Raw genomic sequence first — 17645 nt, forward strand, 5'->3', positions numbered from 1 at the left:
CCGCGTGGTGCTCGGCTGCCTGCTGCTCGTGCTGCTGCAGCGGGGCGTGCTGCACCCCCAGTCCGGGCTGGAGAACACGGACACGCCGAGCAGGCCCCTCAAGGTCCCCGTGGAGAAGCAACTGACGGAGTAGCCGTGGAAGCCCTCTTCGACGCATTGGAAGCCCGGCTGGCCTCCCGGCGCCCTCGGGCCGTCAACCTCTCCGGGCACGTGCTGCGCGAGTCCGCGGTGCTGGTGCCCCTGCTCGTGCGCGAGGGGGCTCCCCACGTCCTCTTCACCAAGCGTCCCTCCACCCTGCGCCACCATGCCGGCCAGTACTCCTTTCCCGGGGGCTCGAGGGACCCGGAGGACACCACCCCGCTGCACACCGCGCTGCGCGAGACGCGCGAGGAGCTGGGCATCGACGTGTCTGGCGTGCGCGTGCTCGGCGCCCTGGACGAGGTGCCCACCCTCACCGAGTTCCGCATCCAGCCCTTCGTGGGTGTCATCCCCCAGGGCGTGGAGTACCGGCCCAACCCGGTCGAGGTGGAGTTCATCGTCGAGGTGCCCCTGGCGGCGCTGCTGGAGCCCTCCCTCCATCGCGCGGAGCGACGCAGCGTCCGGGGGGTGGAGTACGAGGTGGACTTCTACACCTACGGCTCCCACATCATCTGGGGCGCCACCGGTCGCATCCTCCGCGACCTGCTGCGGCTCACCTCCGAGTTGATCGTCCGCCCCTAGCGGGAAAATCCTGGAATCAGGATTTGGGTTTCACCCCCAGGTCGAAATTTCCCAGGCGCTCGTTCGCCTGGGTGGATTGCGACCGGGTACGCAGGATTTCCGCATCTGGTGTACCGTGGTCCCACGTGCCGGCCACGGCCCGGAGCCCCCATGGCCAGGATTCTCATCGTCGATGACGAAGTGCATGTAATCGGAGCGCTCCGCCGCTTGTTGCGGCGCGAGGGCTTCACCATTGAGGCGGCGCTCAATGGCGAGGAGGCCCTCCAGAAGCTCGCCACCTTCCAGGCGGACGTGGTCATCTCCGACTTCCGCATGCGCGGGATGAGCGGCCTGGAGTTGCTCGGCAAGGTGCTCGACCGCGCGCCGACGACCGTCCGGGTCCTCATCTCGGGCCACGCGGACCTGTCCTCCAGCAGCGGACAGCCCGGCGGTGTCATCTCTCACTTCATCAGCAAGCCCTGGGACGACGCGCGCCTCGTGGCCGACGTCCGTGCCCTCCTCGGCTCGAAGGGCTCGGCGCCCCCGGGACCTTGAGAATCCCTGGTATCAAGACCATGGACGCACAAGCCAGACAGTCGCTCCAGGAGTCGGAGCAGGTTCACAAGGGCATGCTGGCCATCACGGGCTTTGGTGCGACCGTGTTCAGCGTGGCGCTGATCGTCTGGTTCTGGGGCCAATGGTCCGTGATGCTCGCGCTGCTGGCCGTGTCGGTGTGCCTCCTGCTCTCCAACGAGGTGCTCATCGAGTGGATGGCCCGGCGGCTCAACCGGAGCGTGGCGGAGGTGGCCCGGACGCTCATCAACGCGGCGGGTATCGCCGTGTGTGGGGCCGTGGCCCACTGGAGTGCGCTGGTGTGGATCTTCGTGCCCTACAACCTGCTCTGGTCCCAGGGCGTGGATCCGTGGGCCCGACACCGCATGGTCGCGTTCCTGGTGCTGGTGGACGTGGCGGCGCTGTCGACGGGGGCGGAGGTCAGCATGACCGTGGCCTTCACCCTGCTCGGCATCTTTGGCTATGTGCTGTCGGAGCGGCGGGCCACGCTGCTGCGGGGCGTGCTGGGGCGGGTGATGGCGCAGCGCGAGGAGCTGGAGAAGGCCAACCAGGAGCTGGAGAAGGCCCACCAGGAGCTCCAGCAGCTCCACCAGCGCGCCATCGAGCAGGAGAAGCTCTCCAGCCTGGGCATGCTGGCGGCGGGCGTGGCGCATGAGATCAACAACCCGATGAGCTTCGTGACGAGCAACGTCAGCTCGATGCTCCGGGACCTTCGTGACGAGCAGGACCTGTCCGAGGTGATGAAGGAGTACGTGGAGGACGTGCTGCCGGCCACGCTGGACGGCATCCGGCGGGTGAACGCCATCGTCGCGGACCTGCGCCGCTTCGCACGTGGGGATCCCGAGGCCCATAGTGGATTCGACCTCGACGCCGAGGTGGAGTCCGCGCTGCGCATCGCGAAGGGCCAGCTCGGCCACCTGCGCGTGGAGAAGGACCTGGGGGGAGTGGGGACGGTGGTGGGCCGCGCGCGGCAGATCGTCCAGGTGCTGGTGAACCTGCTGGTCAACGCGGGGCATGCCACCGCGGCCGGGGGCTCGGTGCGCGTCACCACGCGCCGGGACAAGGATGGGATCCGCCTGGAGGTCCGCGACACCGGCGCGGGCATGTCCGAGGAGACGAAGCGGCACCTCTTCGAGCCCTTCTTCACCACCAAGCCGGCCGGCGAGGGCACGGGGCTCGGGCTGTCGGTGGTGCACGGCATCGTCCGCTCGCACGGCGGTCGCATCGAGGTGGAGAGCGAGCTCAAGAAGGGCACCTGCTTCATCATCCGCCTGCCGCTGGTCCCCCCCCTGCCCAGTTACGAGCCGCCCTCGTTCCGGGACAGGCGGATGGGCGGGTAACCCAGGACGGGTTGGCGGCGAGCCGGGAGGGGAGGCTATGCTCTCCCGGTCGCCCTCCAAGCGATGCACCAGCGGTAGGGCTTCGTGAGCCCTGGATTGTCACCCCGGGTCCAGGCGGTTTGGAGGAAAACCGTCGAGAGGACATTCGGCATGACTCTGGTTTCCCTCCGCAGCGTGCCGCACCCTGGCTCCGACTCCGCCTCACCCGCCGAGGAGCCCGTGCTGCTCGAGGGCACCCAGGGTTGGCACCACTTCCTCTCCTGGCCCGGCGCGTGGGTGTTCGCGCTGCTCGTCCTCACCCACCGCTACACGCTCGGCAGGCCTACCCCGCTGCTCGTCGCGGGGGGCGTCCTCTTCCTCTATTTCTCCCTGCGGTACACGGGCCGCTTTCAGCTCACCTCGAAGCGGCTGATGTGGCAGCCGCGCTTCGGCGAGCCGGTGCAGGTGCCGCTGGAGTCCATCACTTCCGAGGGCTTCTCCGCCCTGCCGGCCTGGGGTGAGGTGCGCATCAAGGGCTCCCACTCCGTCACCGTGCGCCACGTGCGCCACGCGGGCCGGCTGGCGGGGCTGATCGAGCTCCACCGCCGGCGCCCCTTCCAGGGCGAGGTGGATGGCACGACGCGGGTGGGAGAGGTGTCCGTGCTCCCAGCCAGGCGAGTCCAGGAGGCCGCGAGCTCCAGCCGACGTGAGGAGCCTGGAGTGGCGGTGCTGCGCCCCGGTTATGCCGCCTTCCTGCCAGCGCACCGCCACGCCGAGGTGTTCCACGGCCTCGTGGGCGCGAACGCCCCTCGGCCCGATGCCGATGTCACCGTGGAAGTGTTGGTGGATCAGATGCGACTGCTGTCCGAGGCCGAGTTCGACGTACGCATGCGCGAGGTCGTGCTCGCCAGCGGCGGTGAGCTGTGGCACGCGGACGAGGTGCGCTCGGGCCCGGCTTCGGTGGCGGGACAGGGGATACGGCTGGGTGGGGCGCGAGGGGCGGGGATGGAAATCCGGCCCGATCTGGCTCAGTTCGAGGCCACGGATCGTATCGTGCGCCGCTGGGCGGCGTAGGCCACCCCCCAGCCTTGAGCGGGGGAAGGGGGCCGTTTGGTTCCGACGGAGCCGAGGGGAGTCCAGCAGGCAAGATGGCAGGCGGTCCAGTATCTCGCCAGCTTCCGGTGCATCTGTTAGGAGCGCAGGGTTGAGGGTGTCGGGGCCACTCCGGTCTGGTCTTCGCATCCCGCCATCCGAGGGTCCTCGGGGGAGATGGAACCACGCGCATGAAAACCGAAGACCTGGCGATCCTCCGTAACTTCTTTCGCGCGGTCACCGATCAGCCCATCGAGTTCAAGGGAAGCGACGCGAACCGCTACGTGCCGCTGTACGACTCCCCGGAACTGGCCCCTCATGATCCGGTCAAGCTGCTGGCTCGTCCCATCCAGTTCGCCCTTGGGCAGAGCGTGCAGCTCTTCTCGGGCTTCCGGGGGAGCGGCAAGAGCACCGAGCTGCATCGCCTGCGCAAACACTTGAGCGAGCAAGGCGACTACAAGGTCGTGCTCTGCGACATCGAGGACTACATCAACCTGTCGCAGAGCGTCGACATCATCGACTTCCTCCTGGCGGTGGCGGGTGCCTTCGGGGATGCGCTCCACAAGGAGGGATTTCTCACGGGAGATCCTTCGAAGGAGGGCTACTGGGCTCGCTTCACCACCTTCCTGAAGAACACCAACCTCAATCTCGCGGACCTGTCCTCGGTGGGAATCAAGGTCGCGCTCAAGAGCGACCCCTCGTTTCGGGAGACGCTCCAGAAGCGCATGGCCGGGCACCTTGGCGCGCTGGTGGAGGACGTGCGCGCCTATGTCACGGGCTGCGTGAAGAGGGTGAAGGACCGATTCGGCCCCAACACGGAGGTCGTGCTCCTGCTGGATTCGATGGAGCACATCCGTGGGACGTCGACCAACGCGACATCCGTGCAGGACTCGGTGGTGAACCTGTTCACCAGCCACAGCGACAAGCTCCACTTCGACCACCTGCACGTCGTCTACACGATTCCCCCGTACCTGAAGGTGCTGTACCCGAACCTTGGAACACTCTACTCCCCGGGGGGCGTCCAGGTTCTCCCGGCGCTCAAGGTGCGCGACAGCTCTGGGAACGTCTTCCAGCCGGGACTCGAGCTATTGGAGCGACTCATCTCCGCGCGAGGGAACTGGCGCGAATTGCTTGGCTCCGAACGCGCGACGCTCGACAAGTTGAGCCTCCTGTCCGGTGGGCACCTGCGCGACTTCCTGCGGTTGTTCTCCGAAATCATCCGTCGAGCTGACCGGCTGCCGGTGCCGGAAGCGACAGTGGATGCCGCCATCGCTCAAGTCCGCACCGAGTTCCTCCCCATCGCCGATGCGGATGCGAAGTGGCTCCATCTGATTGCCACCACGCATGGAGTGGCACTCCCGGATATCAAGCTGCTGCATGATCTCGCGCGTTACCTGGATACACACCTCGCGCTCTACTACCGGAACGGTAACGAGTGGTACGACGTGCATCCGCTCGTGCGAGATGTCGTGAAGGCCCAGGTGGAGGACGCCAGCAAGCGCTCGGCCAAGGAGCCATAACAGGGAAGCAAGGTACGCCATGAAGCCTGTTACCGAAGCGGAGATCGGCCCCGGGGGCGAAGCGGAGTGGCAGAGATTGCGGCGCCAGCTGGAACTGGCCGAGGGGTTCTGGCTGGGGTTCATCTTCTCGCCATCCCCCCTGACCTCGGGAGTGCTTCGCCGCCGCACCGAGCTCCTGTTACGCGGGCAGACACGCCGGCTGGAATCATTTCATCCCGAGAGTCCCTTGGACCTGAAGGGTCTGCTTCCATCGCTGGTCACACCTGAAGTCGCGAACGCTGGATGCACATGGGTGGAAGCCCTGAACCTCGACCCGGGCGATGGAACGGAGCGACCCTGGCGGGAGGCTTGGATGGAATTGGTCTCTCGCATGAACGAGCGGCGCGATGCTCTGCGCCGACATCTGCACGGTGGTCTGGTGCTCGTGGCTCCTCCAGAGACGAAGCTCCTCATGCGGGAGGCGGCTTCGGACCTCTGGTCCATTCGTGCATTGGTGGTTGAACTCCCCTTGGTGGCGGAGGTCTCACCTCGGGAATCCCGCCTGAATACGGAGTCCTTTTCGGCACGGGCTGTGGGTGGAAAAGGCCCCGAAGCCGAAGCTATGACGGAGTTTGCTCTCGCGGAGTCGGAGCGACTCCTGGCGAAGGCAACCGACGACGATCCACGCAAGATTGGGCTTCTGCTTCGTCGGGTGGAGGCGCTGCGTTCATCGGGAAGAACGGGTGAGGCTGTTGAGACTGCTCGACGGGCACGAGAGCTTGCCCTCAAGGCATCACCGGGAGGATTGCGCCTGCAAGCGGTGACGCTTCATATGCTTGCCCTAGCCGAGAAGGACCATGGAGATTCGGCGGCAGCCACAGAGCATCTGGAGCAGGCAATCAAGGTTCTTGGGGGGGGCGATAATCGTTATCGTTTCTTGCTGTTGAAGGAGTTGGCAAGTCTTGCTCTCTGGCGAGGCGATCTCGAATCGGCCTTGGCAGCCTACGAGGAGGCTCTTGACCTCGCCCGCCAGTTCCGCACTGCCCTGGGAGACACTCCCGAAGCCCTTCACGACGTTGGCGCCTCCCTCGATAAAGTGGGAAACGTACAGCAACGCTTAGGCAACCTTCCGGCTGCCCACACCGCTTATGAAGAGGCCCTCGTCCTTGCCCGGCAGCTTTGCATTGTTCGGGGCGACTCCCCCGATGCCCTCCATGACCTCTCCGTCGCCGTTGTTAAAGTGGGTGACGTACAGCTACGCTTGGGTAACTTCCCGGCGGCCAGCGCCGCCTATGAGGAGTCCCTGCTCCTCAGTCGTCAGATTTGTGCTGCCTTGGGCGATACCCCCGTGGCTCTTCGCGACCTCTCCGTTTCCCTCAGCGCGATGGGCGACGTGCAGCAAAGCCTGGGCAACCTCCAGGCCGCCCGCGCCGCCTACGAGGAGTCCCTTGCCCTGGATCGACAGATCCGTGCTGCCCTAGGCGATACCCCCGTGGCTCTTCGCGACCTCTCGATCTCCCTCAACAACGTGGGCGAGGTGCAGCAAAGCCTGGGCAACCTCCAGGCAGCGCGCGCCGCCTACGAGGAGTCTCTGGCGCTCCGCCGTCAGCTTCGTGCTGCCTCGGGCGATACCCCCGAAGCTCTCCGCGACCTCTCCGTTTCCCTCGATAGGATGGGCGACGTGCAACAAAGCCTGGGCAATCTCCCAGCCGCCTTCGCCGCCCACGAGGAGTCCCTGGCGCTCCGCCGTCAGCTTCGTGCTGCCCTGGGCGATATCCCCGAAGCTCTCCGCGACCTCTCCGTTTCCCTCGACAGGATGGGCGAGGTGCAGCAAAGCCTGGGCAACCTCTCGGCCGCCAGTGCCGCCTACGAGGAGTCCCTCGCCCTCGACCGACAGTTTCATGAACTCATGGGCGATATGCCCCAGACCCTTGAGGATCTTGCTGTATCCCTCGCCAAAGTCGCGGACATACGCGAAGCCCTCGGCGACAGGGCCGGTGCTGCTCTCGCACGGAAGGAAGCTCAAGCGCTGAACAGCCGATTGAAAGAGTGACTTCGGCGATGTGCGACTTGAGTCACACCCGGTTCGTCTTCGCCTCCTGATGACCCGCCTGGATGAGGGCCACCAGTTCGGTCTGGGCTTCAGAACTGGAAGTAGACGTACGGGCGCGTCTCCACCGAGGTGAGGTGGCGCACGCCCAGGCCGAGCAGCACCAGCACCACCGCGCGCACCGGCACCGGCAGCTTCACGAAGAGATCGCCCGCCTTGAAGAAGAGGCTCAGCGGCGTCACGTGGCTCACCGCCGCCACCGTCAGCATCGCCCACACGAGCGTGCTCACGTTGGCCAGCCCCCAGCTTCCCTCGAGCAGCCGCGCGTACATCTCCCCCGCGCGGTCCAGCGTCGGCGCGCGGAAGACGACTCGAGTGAGCACCACCACCAGGAAGGTGGCCGCCCAGCCGAACCCCGCGCGCACCTTCGCCACGGGGCCCTCCGTCGGCGGCTTGCCCGTCATCCACCACCACACGCGGATGACGCACTCCATGGCGCCGTGCGCGAGGCCCCAGATGGCGAAGCGCCAGTCCGCTCCGTGCCACAGGCCGCCCAACCCCATCGTGATCATCAGGTTGAGCAGCGCCCGGGGCTTGGAGACCCGGTTGCCGCCCAGCGGCCGGTAGAGGTAGTCGCGCAGCCACGTGGACAGGCTGATGTGCCAGCGGCTCCAGAAGTCGAAGAGGTTCGTCGCCAGGTAGGGACGGTTGAAGTTCTCCGCGAACTTGAAGCCGAAGAGCGCCGCGGCGCCGATGGCGATGTCCGAGTACGCCGAGAAGTCGAAGTAGAGCTCGAAGCTGTAGGCCACCGCCGCCACGAAGCACTCGGCCGAGGTGTACGCCTCCGGCGAGGCGAAGACGGGGTCCACCAGCCCACTGCCCAGCACGTCCGCGATGACCAGCTTCTTCACCATGCCCATCGCGATGCGGTACAGGCCGCGGCCCCCCTCCTCGGAGGTGAGCGAGGGCGTCTCATCGAAGCGCTCGATGAGGTGCGAGGCGCGCACGATGGGGCCGGCCACCAGGTGCGGGAAGAAGAGCAGGTAGAGCAGGTGCTCGAAGAAGGTGTGCTCCTTCTGGATTTCCCCCCGGTACTGGTCCACCACGTAGCTGATGGCCTGGAAGGTGAAGAAGGAGAGGCCCACGGGCAGCAGCAGGCCGAAGGGCTCGGTGCGCACGTGCACGCCCAGCGGGCCCAGCAGGGCCACCAGCGTGTCGCGGAACAGGTCCGCGTACTTGAAGGTGCACAGCACCCCGAGCGTGCTGACGATGGCCACCGTCACCAGCGCCTTGCGCACGCCGGGGGACCGCGAGCGCCGGAAGCCCTTGATGCACAGGTGGTTGATGCCCGTGGCCACCACGAAGAGCAGCAGGGGCAGCGGCGTCCACATCGAATAGAAGATGACGCTCGCCACCATCAGCACGCCCAGCCGGGGCCACTTGTGGCGGTGCAGGGCCCAGTAGAGGGCGAAGACGACGGTGAGGAAGAAGAGGAACTGGAGGCTGTGGAAGTACACGGTCAGCCGCCTTCCGCGGCCAGCGTCGGAGGCTGGGTCTTGAAGGTCTCGTAGGCCGCCAGCAAGTCGGACAGGAACAGGTCCGCGAGCTTCGCGTAGCCCTCGGGCGTCAGGTGGGTGCCGTCGGCATGGCCCAGTCCGGCGCGCTGCCAGCGCAGCATGCTGCGCTCACCCCCCATGGCGGCTCGCGCGGACCAGTACGCGCAGCCCTGCTCGCGCGCCACCTCGGGCAGCGTGGCCGTCACCTTGGCCAGCCCGGGTGCCTCCGCCCACGCCCCGTCCGCGCCCTGCTGGAGCCGGTCCGTGGTGCCGATGAGGAGGCACTCGGCGCCGCCCGCGTCCTTCTTCAGGCGGGAGATGAGGGCCCCGTACTCGCCGCGCAGCTTGTCCGCGTCCAGGGCGGCCTCGCCGCTCTCGTTGGTGCCGTACCAGAAGACGAGCAGGTTGGGCTTGCGCGAGGACAACTGCGCGGCGAGCGCCTGCGGCTCGTGGCTGGCCAGGGTGGAGGCGGTGGAGCCCGGCAGGCCCACCGCGTCATAGGCGACGCCGGGCCGCTCCAGGTCCAGCGCGGCGCCCAGCACGGTGAGGGAGCCACCTCCCTGGTTGAGCACCTCCACCTCGTGGGCGGGGCCGGTGACGGGGAAGGAGCGGATGCGCACCGTGGGCACGGTGAAGGGCTCGGGCGGCGGCGGCTCGGGAGGCACGGCGCTGCCGTCCACCTTCAGTTCCATCTGCCCGGAGCCGGGGCCGTCCAGCCAGTACAGGGAGAGCCGCGCGGGCGGCGTGGCGGAGGCGGTGCACCCGTCGCAGAAGCGGATGCGCAGCGAGGCCCCGGGGGCGCCCACCGCGCGGATGCCGTTGAGGCCCCAGGCCTGTCCGGGAGTGGTGGCTTGGAGCGCGTCCTCCACCGTCCACTCGCCCACCAGCTCGCGCGAGACGCCCGCGGGCTTGAGCCGGTCCGACGCCTTGCCCGCGGCGATGAAACCGCGCCCGGCATCCCCGAAGCGCTTGGACAGCGCGGTGCGCAGGGCGTCGGTGAAGTAGTGCGAGGCCGTGTGCGAGGCGCCGAGCTGGAGGACACCCAACCGCGTGTTCTCGCCCTTCTCCAGCGCGCGCAGGCGCGTGAAGGTGGTGGTGAGGGCCTTGTCGAGGTGCTGGAGGCCCGGGTGCTCGGTGGCGACCCCGGGCGGGTGCTGGGCGGCGTAGGCGCGCTGGATGGCCAGGTCGAAGAGGTGGCCCAGCAGGTCCGAGCCCCGCGCGCGCGGGTGGATGAGGTCCTCGTTGAGCAGGCCGGCGGACAGCCAACGGATGGCCGAGCCCTCGTCGCCCATGGCGCTGAGCGCGTCCCAGTAGGCGCAGCCGCCCTCCCTGGCCACCTCGCGGAAGATGTCCGCCACCATGCGCGAGCCCCGGCGCGGCACCAGCTCGCCGCCCATGGTGCGCACGGCCGCGTCGATGGGAGACCAGACGAGGCACGCCGCGTCCGGCACGGACTCGCGCACCAGCTTCACGAGCGCCTCGGCCTCCTGCTTGATCTCCTCGGGCTTCGTCCAGTCGCGCGAGAGGCGGAAGGCCTCGTTGCCGCCGAACATGAGCACCACCAGCGACGGCTTGCGCTGACGGATCTGCGCGCGGAAGTAGGGCCGGTGGGTGCGCAGGAACACGCCCGCGTAGGCGCCCGGCAGGCCGATGGTGTCGTACACCACGCCCGGGTTGCCGTTCTCCAGCGAGACGCCGTGCAGCTCCACCTTGCCCCTCGACTTGAGCGTCAGCGTCTTGGCGCCGGGCGGCAGCTTCACCCGGGCGAAGGCCACCTCGGCCGGGGTCCAGCGCGTCTGCACCTTCTGGAGGGGCTTGCCGTCCGCGAGCACCTGCACGGAGCCGCCACCCGGCTGGGCGAGGAAGGAGATCTCCGCCGTGCGCGCGTCCTCGATGGCGAAGCGCACGTCCTGGGGACCCGCGCCGCCGGCGGCGAAGGCCACGCCACTCATGGGCAGCCGGTCCTTCGGGGGAGCGCGGTCGATGATGCGGGTGAACTCCCAACCCTCGGAGGCCGTGCCGGCGCGCACACCGCGACCGGAGCGGGTGGGGCGGTCGATATAGAGGAAGCCCTTGCCGCCCGAGCCGTGGCGCTCCTGGAGTCGGTTGCGCACCACGTCGGTGATGTGGTCCGAGGCGATCAGCGAGTCGCCCAGGTGCTCCACCCGCACGGCCTGGGTGCGCCAGCCGTCGCGCAGGCCCTCGAGCGCGGCGAAGAGGGGGGCCAGCCCGCTCTCCTCGCAGCCCGAGGCGCCCATGCGTCGGCAGCCGGGCTCGAGGTCCACGTGCCGGGCGCCCATCTTCTCGCGCAGCACCTCCATGCGCAGGGCGGACTCGCGCGTGGTGGGGCCCAGGTCCGCCAGCCCCAGCGAGTCGGAGACGACGGGCACGGGCAGCGGCGTGCCGGCGTCGGTGGTCTCCACCTGGACGAGCTGCGCGGGGTCATCCTCCTCGGGAAGGACGGGCACCTGGGGGGCGTCGGACTCGCCATCGGGGGCAACGCCCACGGCCTTGCGCTTGGAGGCGGCGCTCGACGTGGCGACGAGCGCGACGAGCCGTGGCATCACCGGCCCCTGGGAGAGGCTGGGAATGGGACGCAACGCCTCGGGGACGGGGGCGAGCGAAAGCCCCACGCCCAGCGCCAAAGTGAGGACGAGCGTCAACCCGGTCGATGTGTGCTTGGACCCCAACGCGGCCGGTATGAGACTGGCTTTTCGGGACGGGGTCAAAACTCCGACCGACGTTCGGAGGGTATCCAGGCAGGCAAGGCGCTATCTTGCGCGCCCCATGACCCTCTATCCCGTCATCATGGCCGGTGGTTCCGGCACCCGCTTCTGGCCGCTGTCCCGCAAGGCGCGTCCCAAGCAGTTCCTCCCATTGGCCTCGAAGAACCCCCTCCTCACCGATACCGCCGCGCGCCTCAAGGGGCTGGCCGCGGTGAAGGACACCCTCATCGTCTGCGGCCCCCTGCACGCCAGGCAGGCGGCGAAGCTGGTGAAGGGCCTGCCGAAGAAGAACCTCCTGGTGGAGCCGGTGGCGCGCAACACCGCGCCGGCCATCGCCCTGGCGGCGGTGCAGGTGGCCGCGAGGGACCCGGAGGGCATCCTGGTGGTGTTGCCCTCGGACCACCACGTGGCGGACGTGGCCGGCTTCAAGAAGACCATCGCCGAGGCGGCGCAGGTGGCGGCCAAGGGCCACCTGGTGACGCTGGGCATCAAGCCGAACCGGCCCGAGACGGGCTACGGCTACATCCAGGTGGGAGACGCGCTGGAGGGTGGGAGCCGGCGGGTGAAGGCCTTCCGCGAGAAGCCGGACGTGGAGACGGCGCGGCGCTACGTGGAGTCGGCCGAGTACCTGTGGAACGCGGGCATCTTCGTCTTCCGGGCGGACGTCATCCTGGAGGCCTTCGCGAAGCACATGCCGGAGATGCAGAAGGGGCTGGACGCGCTGCGCAAGGCGGCGGGGAAGCGGACCTTCGCGGGGGTGCTCAAGCGTGTGTTCCCGAAGCTGCCCTCCATTTCCATCGACTACGGGGTGATGGAGAAGGCCACGAACATCGCGGTGCTGCCGGGGGACTTCGGCTGGTCCGACGTGGGCTCCTTCGCGGCCATCCCCGAGGTGCGCCCCGCGGACGAGAACGGCAACGTCGTCTCGGGCGCCGAGGCGGTGGTGGTGGACTGCAAGGGCTGCGTGGTGATCGCCCACAAGCGTCCGCTGAGCGTGGTGGGGCTCACGGACATGGTGGTGGTGGACTCGGGCGACGCGGTGCTGGTGGTGCCCAAGGACAAGAGCCAGGACGTGCGCAAGGTGGTCGAGGCGCTCAAGGCCCGCAAGCGCGAGAAGTTCCTGTAGGCCGTGACGAGGCACGGGCGGCGGGGCGCACCGGAGTGGAGAGTCGGGGGCGTCCTGCTGCTCCTGCTGCTGGCGTGCGCGGGGCCGGAGTCCGTGAGGGCTCCGCATCCCCGTGTCCTGGCCCTGTCTTCCGGGCCAGGGAGCGCCCTGGGTGGTGGGGCACGTGCGTTCTCCCGCCGGCCCTCGAGCCCCGAGGAGGCCGAGCGCTGGAGGATGGTGGAGGCGAAGCTGGAGGAGTACCTGCAATGGGGCATGCGGCTGATGGAGACGCATGCCACGCACCCGCGGCGCATCGCTCCCGGCCACCTGCTCACCGAGCACCCGCTGCGTGAGAAGTCCCTCAACGCGCTGGTGGATGCCACGCTGGCCTGGGCCTACGCGCACACGGAGGATCCGGACTTCCTACCTCGCAGTCCGTCCGAGGTGGCGCTCTATCTGCTGGCCAGCCGCTCCGCCCTGGCCACCGCCATCGAGCTGGGCAGGCGGGCCCCGCCGCACCTCGACTACACCCCTCCACCCGAGGAGGAGTACACCCGGGAGGAGTTGGTGGCGGAGCTGCTCATCGGCCTTACGCCTCTCATCGGTGAGGGGACGGATCTGGCCTCGGCCTTCTCGGGCTACAGCTTCACGGGCCATCGGCTCAGCGACCCCGAGCGGTTCATCCACGTGCTCGGTGTGGTGCTTCCCTTCGCCAACGGCAAGGTGCTGAAGACGGGCGGCGACGCGGTGCTGACCCGGGTGGCGCTCGTCACCGGCAGGAGCTTGGAGGAGGTGCGGGTGCTCTCCCGCGTGGCGTCCCATCTGAGTGCCGAGGACGTGACCGAGCTGGAGCTCCTCCTGCGGCGTGCCGCCGACAGGGGCGGCAAGTTGACGGACGAGGAGCTGGCCTTCCTCAATCGGGTGGCCGGGAAGCTGGAGAAGCCCCTGGGTGAGGCGGCTGATGCCCTGCGTCGCGGGGAAAAGGTTTCCGTGCTGGGCGGGCGAACCCTCGCGAACGGTACGCGAATGCTTCCCGGGACTTCCGAGCACCTGGCTCAGTGCTGGGTGGACTACCAGTTCCGCCACCCGGGCAAGTACCGCCGCTTCTCCTACGCGGTGGACCCGGAGTGGGAGCGGCTCTACCGCTCCATCCTCGCCAACAAGCCGGCGGGCAATGCCTTCGAGGATTCCATCCTCAAGGCGGGTGGCCACGAGAAGAACACCACGTTGATGATGCCGCCACCGGGCAGCCCGGTGCACGGCTTCATCCCGGACTCCGTGCGTGGCAATCCCAACGAGTTGGTCTGGGGCGAGCCCTACCGCTTCATAGAGGCGAAGAGCCGTCAGGAGTTGGCCCTCAGTGGAAACATCAAGGCCATGGTCGAATACGTGCGTGACCATGGTGGTCACATTGAACTGTGGATTCGCTCCGCGAAGCACCCAGCAGGAGCGACCCGACTCACGGACCCACTCCGGCAACAATTGCTGGCGCTCGCCGAGAACGGCAAGGCGACGGTGATGTACTACCCGCCCTGATCAACCCCATGCCCATCCAACGGCTCACGACCCAGCTCTACCTGCCACCCGGTATTCCAACCGGAGGAGTGATACGCGAGTTCCTCCAACTGGCACTCGAGAAACACCGGTGGTTTTCGCCAGCACGGTATGGAATGGCCTTCCTGGATGGGGTCAGCGACTCGGGTCACGTCGAACTCGACACCCTCCAGGCATTCTACGAGGAGCGGAAGACCCTCTGTGTGGCGGCGAAGACGAACCGGGATTTCCTACTCGTCTTTCCGTCGAAAGCTGATGATCCACCCTACACGGGGAAGATTACCTGGGTAACGTCCGTGAGGACTGCCTCCCCACAGAAGTGGCGCATCGCCCATGGCGAACAGGTGGCGGAGGTGATGCGGCTCGTGCGCTCGCCATTGGCAATGACTGCCCTGGATGCGGACCTCGCACGCAAGACCCAGCGGCTGGTTCCCGAGGGCTTGGGACTGAAGCTCACGTTCACGGTTCGCGGCTATGGCGAAGGTCTCGCTGGCCTCTTCTGGCGCAACTTCTTCGGCCCGCCCTTCGTGCGCATGTTCGGCGAGCGCCTCGTCTCGCTGCCCGAGGATTGTCGCAAGCCTCTCGGTGACGACCTCGTCCTCGTCCAACCCTACGAACTGCCCACCGAGGCCGGTACCGAGCAGGGCAACACACGGGAGCGCGCGCTCATCGAGCACCTCGGCCCCGAGTGCTTCTACGACCACGAGCGCCACACTCCACCCACCCGGCGCCCCGTGTTGGACCACCTCACCGAACCCCTGCATTGAGCCCCAACCCCCGTTTTTACAGGGGCAGGCCTGGAGGAATTACCGCTCGTCCTCGGCCTTCCGTGGTCACACCAAGGAAGTTCCCAGGGTTGTGTCGTGGTCTTCCCAACCGAGCGGGGAGTGCACGGAGATTGCAAAGCTCCGCTGGTGCGCTGGCCTTTCAGGCGAGCGCCGCTGGGGGGCGGCGATGGGTTGCAACCACTGCTTCGAAGATCATCCAACGGGTGCTCCGTGCACCCAACCCGAGGGCACTCCGTGTGACAGCGAGGCCCTGTCCGGCATGGGCTACGGCCCACTCGTTCTGGTGCGCAAGCTGGGAGCTGGCGCGCTCGGCACCGTGTACCTCGCCGAGCACGCGTCCAGCGGCTCGCACTTCGCGGTGAAGGTGCTCCACTCGCACCTGGCCAACAATCCGGCCGTGCGCACCCGCTTCTACGCGGAGGTGAGCGCCGTCCAGCAACTCGTCCACCCCAGCGTGGCCCGGCTCCTCGACGTGCGGCAGGCCCCCAGCGGCCACCACTGCCTCCTCATGGAATACGTCCAGGGCACCGCCCTGTCGCGCCTGCCGCTGCCGCTGCCTCCCGAGGAGGTCGTCTTCCTGCTCTCGCAGGTGCTGGAGGGCCTGGAGGCCGCGCACGCGCGCGGCGTCGTCCACCGAGACATCAAGCCGGACAACCTCGTCCTCACCACCGGGCGCGACGGCGAGCGGCGCGTGAAGATCCTCGACTTCGGCATGTCCGGCCCCCTGGCCGCGGGCTTTTCCGAGGAGGAACTCGCCGCGGGCATGGTGGTGGGCAGCCCCGCCTACCTCGCTCCCGAGCTGTGGGTGCGCGCCGAGCCGGATGGTCGCGCGGACCTCTACGCGCTCGCGGTGGTGGGCTACCGGCTGCTCACCGGGCGGCTGCCCTTCGGCGGTGGCGGGCGCATGGGCGAGATGCTCCTCGTGCACAAGCCCAGCAGGCCGTTGCCGCCGCATGTCGTCGAGGATCGCGTGCCGCCGGCCCTCTCCGGGGTGCTGATGCAGGCGATGTCCCTGCGCCCCGATGAGCGCTTCTCCAGCGCCCGGGCCTTCCGCGCGGCCCTGCGCGAGGCCATGCGGCGCCCCGCCTTCGGCTGCCTCCCGCCCCCGGCTTTCCGTGTGCGGATAGAGGACCCCTCGAGTCCCGGGCTCCAGCCGGTGTTCGTCAATGACTTGAGCGAGGAGGGGCTGCGCATCGCCTGCGACGGGGCGCTGCCTGCGCTGGGCGCCCGCCTCAACGTGGAGCTGTCCCTCAATGGCTGGGCGCTCGACTGCCCGGGCGACGTGGTGCGCCTGCTGCCCGCCGAGGAGGCTCGCACCTGGGGAGGCCGCCCGGGCTTCATCGTCCACTTCGCCGACCCCTCCGAGGACGTGCGCCGTCTGGTGACCCAGGCGCTGGCGCCTCCTCCCGCCGCGCCGACGCCGGATCCGGAACTCGCCCAGCTCCTGGCGCGCGCCCTCGCGAGCAGCCAGGACCCGTACACCCTGCTCGCCATCCATCCGCACTCGGACTTCGCGGACGTTCTCCAGCGCGTGGCCCAGGCCCAGCGTCGGCTGGAGCCCTTCTGGCAACGGCCCCTGCCGCCCGAGCAGCGCCAGTCCCTGGAGACCCTCCGGGAGCGGCTGGAGGCCGCGAGGCGGACGCTCGGCGAGCCGCTCGCCCGTGCGCGCTTCGATGCCTCCCGGGGCAACTTCCGGGGCGTGGCCCGCTGCCTCTCCGCGGGCGTGCCCTTGAGCGCGGTGGCGCGCCTGCGCCAGGCCTTCCTCGCCGCCCGTCCGGACGCGGAGGCGCGCGCGCGTTCTCTCTTCGACGAGGGCATCGTCCTGGAGGCCCAGCACGTGCTCGACACCGCCCTGGCGCGCTACACCGAGGCACTCACCGTGGATCCGCTCAACGTCTCGCTGCACCGCTACTACCACTCGCTCGCCCAGCGCCTCCGTGCGATCAACGCCAACGCGCGACTCACGGGCACGTTCCCCGCGATTGCTCCCCAGGGCGACGGGGCGACCCGCCCTGGGTAGTCGCTTTCCCCAGGTGGTGCGGCCAGCTACCTCGTTCTCCCCGAGAACACCGCACCCGCGCTGGCGCATGGCTTGCTCCTGGTGGGGAGCGTATGAGAATCGCGTTCCTCACCGGACTACTTCTTCTCCTGGGTGCGTGTGACGGTCCGAGCGGACCGACCAGCCCGCAGAACAACACCAACGACATCGTCGATCCCGGGCGGCCCGATGCCTCGACGGAGCCCCCAGACGCGGGGGGCCCACCGGATGCCGGGAAGCCAGACGCGGGCGCTCCGGACGCCGGGAGTCCGGACGCGGGCCCCGTGACGGGCTCGGGCCCCTCGCCCGAGAAGCCCCGGTGGCCAGCGCTCCAGACGTCCATCTCCACCTACGAGCTGACGCTGACGCAGCAGGACTACCAGGCCCTCTACGACCACATCCAGGATCCGCCCTCGAAGAAGTTCAGCGTGAAGGGCCGCTTCCTCCACGAGGGGCGCACGTACCCGGTGGAGCTGGCCTTCCGTGGGCGCTCCACGAAGACGGACCCGCGCGTCGTGAAGAAGTCCTGGGATGTGCGCTTCGAGAAGGAGGCTCGCTTCCAGGGCAAGAGGAACATCGAGCTGCTCGCGGCGTGGAAGGACTCCGGCTACCTCACCGAGAAGCTCTGGTACGACCTGGCCGCGAG

General features: G+C 68.5%; 13 protein-coding genes. 11 read left to right on the forward strand and 2 right to left on the reverse strand.

Translation table 11 applies throughout. The features are described 5' to 3' along the window. Positions 1-135 precede the first annotated feature (135 nt). The 6 genes from VF794_RS13230 (at position 136) to VF794_RS13255 (ending at position 7235) form a co-directional block, all read left to right on the forward strand. Entirely contained in the window at positions 136-720 is a 585-nt protein-coding gene (locus VF794_RS13230) for a CoA pyrophosphatase (protein WP_331110292.1), read from the forward strand. A gap of 150 nt (positions 721-870) precedes the next feature. Next, a complete protein-coding gene (locus VF794_RS13235; RefSeq protein ID WP_331110294.1) occupies positions 871-1254 on the forward strand; it encodes a response regulator in 384 nt (127 codons plus the stop codon). Between the two features lie 20 nt (positions 1255-1274). Beyond that, a complete protein-coding gene (locus VF794_RS13240; RefSeq protein ID WP_331110296.1) occupies positions 1275-2612 on the forward strand; it encodes a sensor histidine kinase in 1338 nt (445 codons plus the stop codon). Between the two features lie 150 nt (positions 2613-2762). Continuing rightward, complete coding sequence (locus tag VF794_RS13245; protein ID WP_331110298.1) at positions 2763-3665, forward strand: hypothetical protein; 903 nt, start codon at positions 2763-2765, stop codon at positions 3663-3665. A gap of 209 nt (positions 3666-3874) precedes the next feature. Continuing rightward, entirely contained in the window at positions 3875-5203 is a 1329-nt protein-coding gene (locus VF794_RS13250) for a hypothetical protein (RefSeq protein ID WP_331110300.1), read from the forward strand. Positions 5204-5222: 19 nt separating this feature from the next. Beyond that, positions 5223-7235: a tetratricopeptide repeat protein gene (locus VF794_RS13255; protein ID WP_331110302.1), complete on the forward strand. Its 2013-nt coding sequence runs from the start codon at positions 5223-5225 to the stop codon at positions 7233-7235. 89 nt (positions 7236-7324) lie between these two features. Here the strand turns inward: VF794_RS13255 and VF794_RS13260 are convergent, their stop codons facing one another. Together VF794_RS13260 and VF794_RS13265 are read right to left on the reverse strand one after the other, a co-directional pair. After that, complete coding sequence (locus VF794_RS13260) at positions 7325-8749, reverse strand: MBOAT family O-acyltransferase (RefSeq protein ID WP_331110303.1); 1425 nt, start codon at positions 8747-8749, stop codon at positions 7325-7327. A gap of 2 nt (positions 8750-8751) precedes the next feature. Continuing rightward, positions 8752-11421 (reverse strand): GDSL-type esterase/lipase family protein, encoded by a 2670-nt coding sequence (locus tag VF794_RS13265; RefSeq protein ID WP_331110305.1) that lies wholly within the window; start codon positions 11419-11421, stop codon positions 8752-8754. 154 nt (positions 11422-11575) lie between these two features. On the opposite strand from VF794_RS13265, the gene VF794_RS13270 reads away from it, so the two are divergent. The 5 genes from VF794_RS13270 to VF794_RS13290 all read left to right on the forward strand — a co-directional run. After that, positions 11576-12640, forward strand: coding sequence for a mannose-1-phosphate guanylyltransferase (locus tag VF794_RS13270; RefSeq protein ID WP_331110307.1), 1065 nt, complete (start codon positions 11576-11578; stop codon positions 12638-12640). 3 nt (positions 12641-12643) lie between these two features. Next, complete coding sequence (locus VF794_RS13275) at positions 12644-14155, forward strand: pre-toxin TG domain-containing protein (RefSeq protein ID WP_331110308.1); 1512 nt, start codon at positions 12644-12646, stop codon at positions 14153-14155. A gap of 134 nt (positions 14156-14289) precedes the next feature. After that, on the forward strand, positions 14290-14940 hold the full coding sequence (locus VF794_RS13280) for a hypothetical protein (RefSeq protein ID WP_331110309.1): 651 nt from the start codon (positions 14290-14292) through the stop codon (positions 14938-14940). A gap of 280 nt (positions 14941-15220) precedes the next feature. Further along, positions 15221-16981 (forward strand): serine/threonine-protein kinase, encoded by a 1761-nt coding sequence (locus VF794_RS13285; RefSeq protein ID WP_331110311.1) that lies wholly within the window; start codon positions 15221-15223, stop codon positions 16979-16981. A 92-nt stretch (positions 16982-17073) separates the two neighbouring features. Further along, a partial coding sequence (locus tag VF794_RS13290; protein WP_331110313.1) for a CotH kinase family protein occupies positions 17074-17645 on the forward strand: 572 nt, incomplete at its 3' end.

The sequence above is a fragment of the Archangium sp. genome (assembly GCF_036389735.1).
GTDB lineage: Bacteria > Myxococcota > Myxococcia > Myxococcales > Myxococcaceae > Archangium.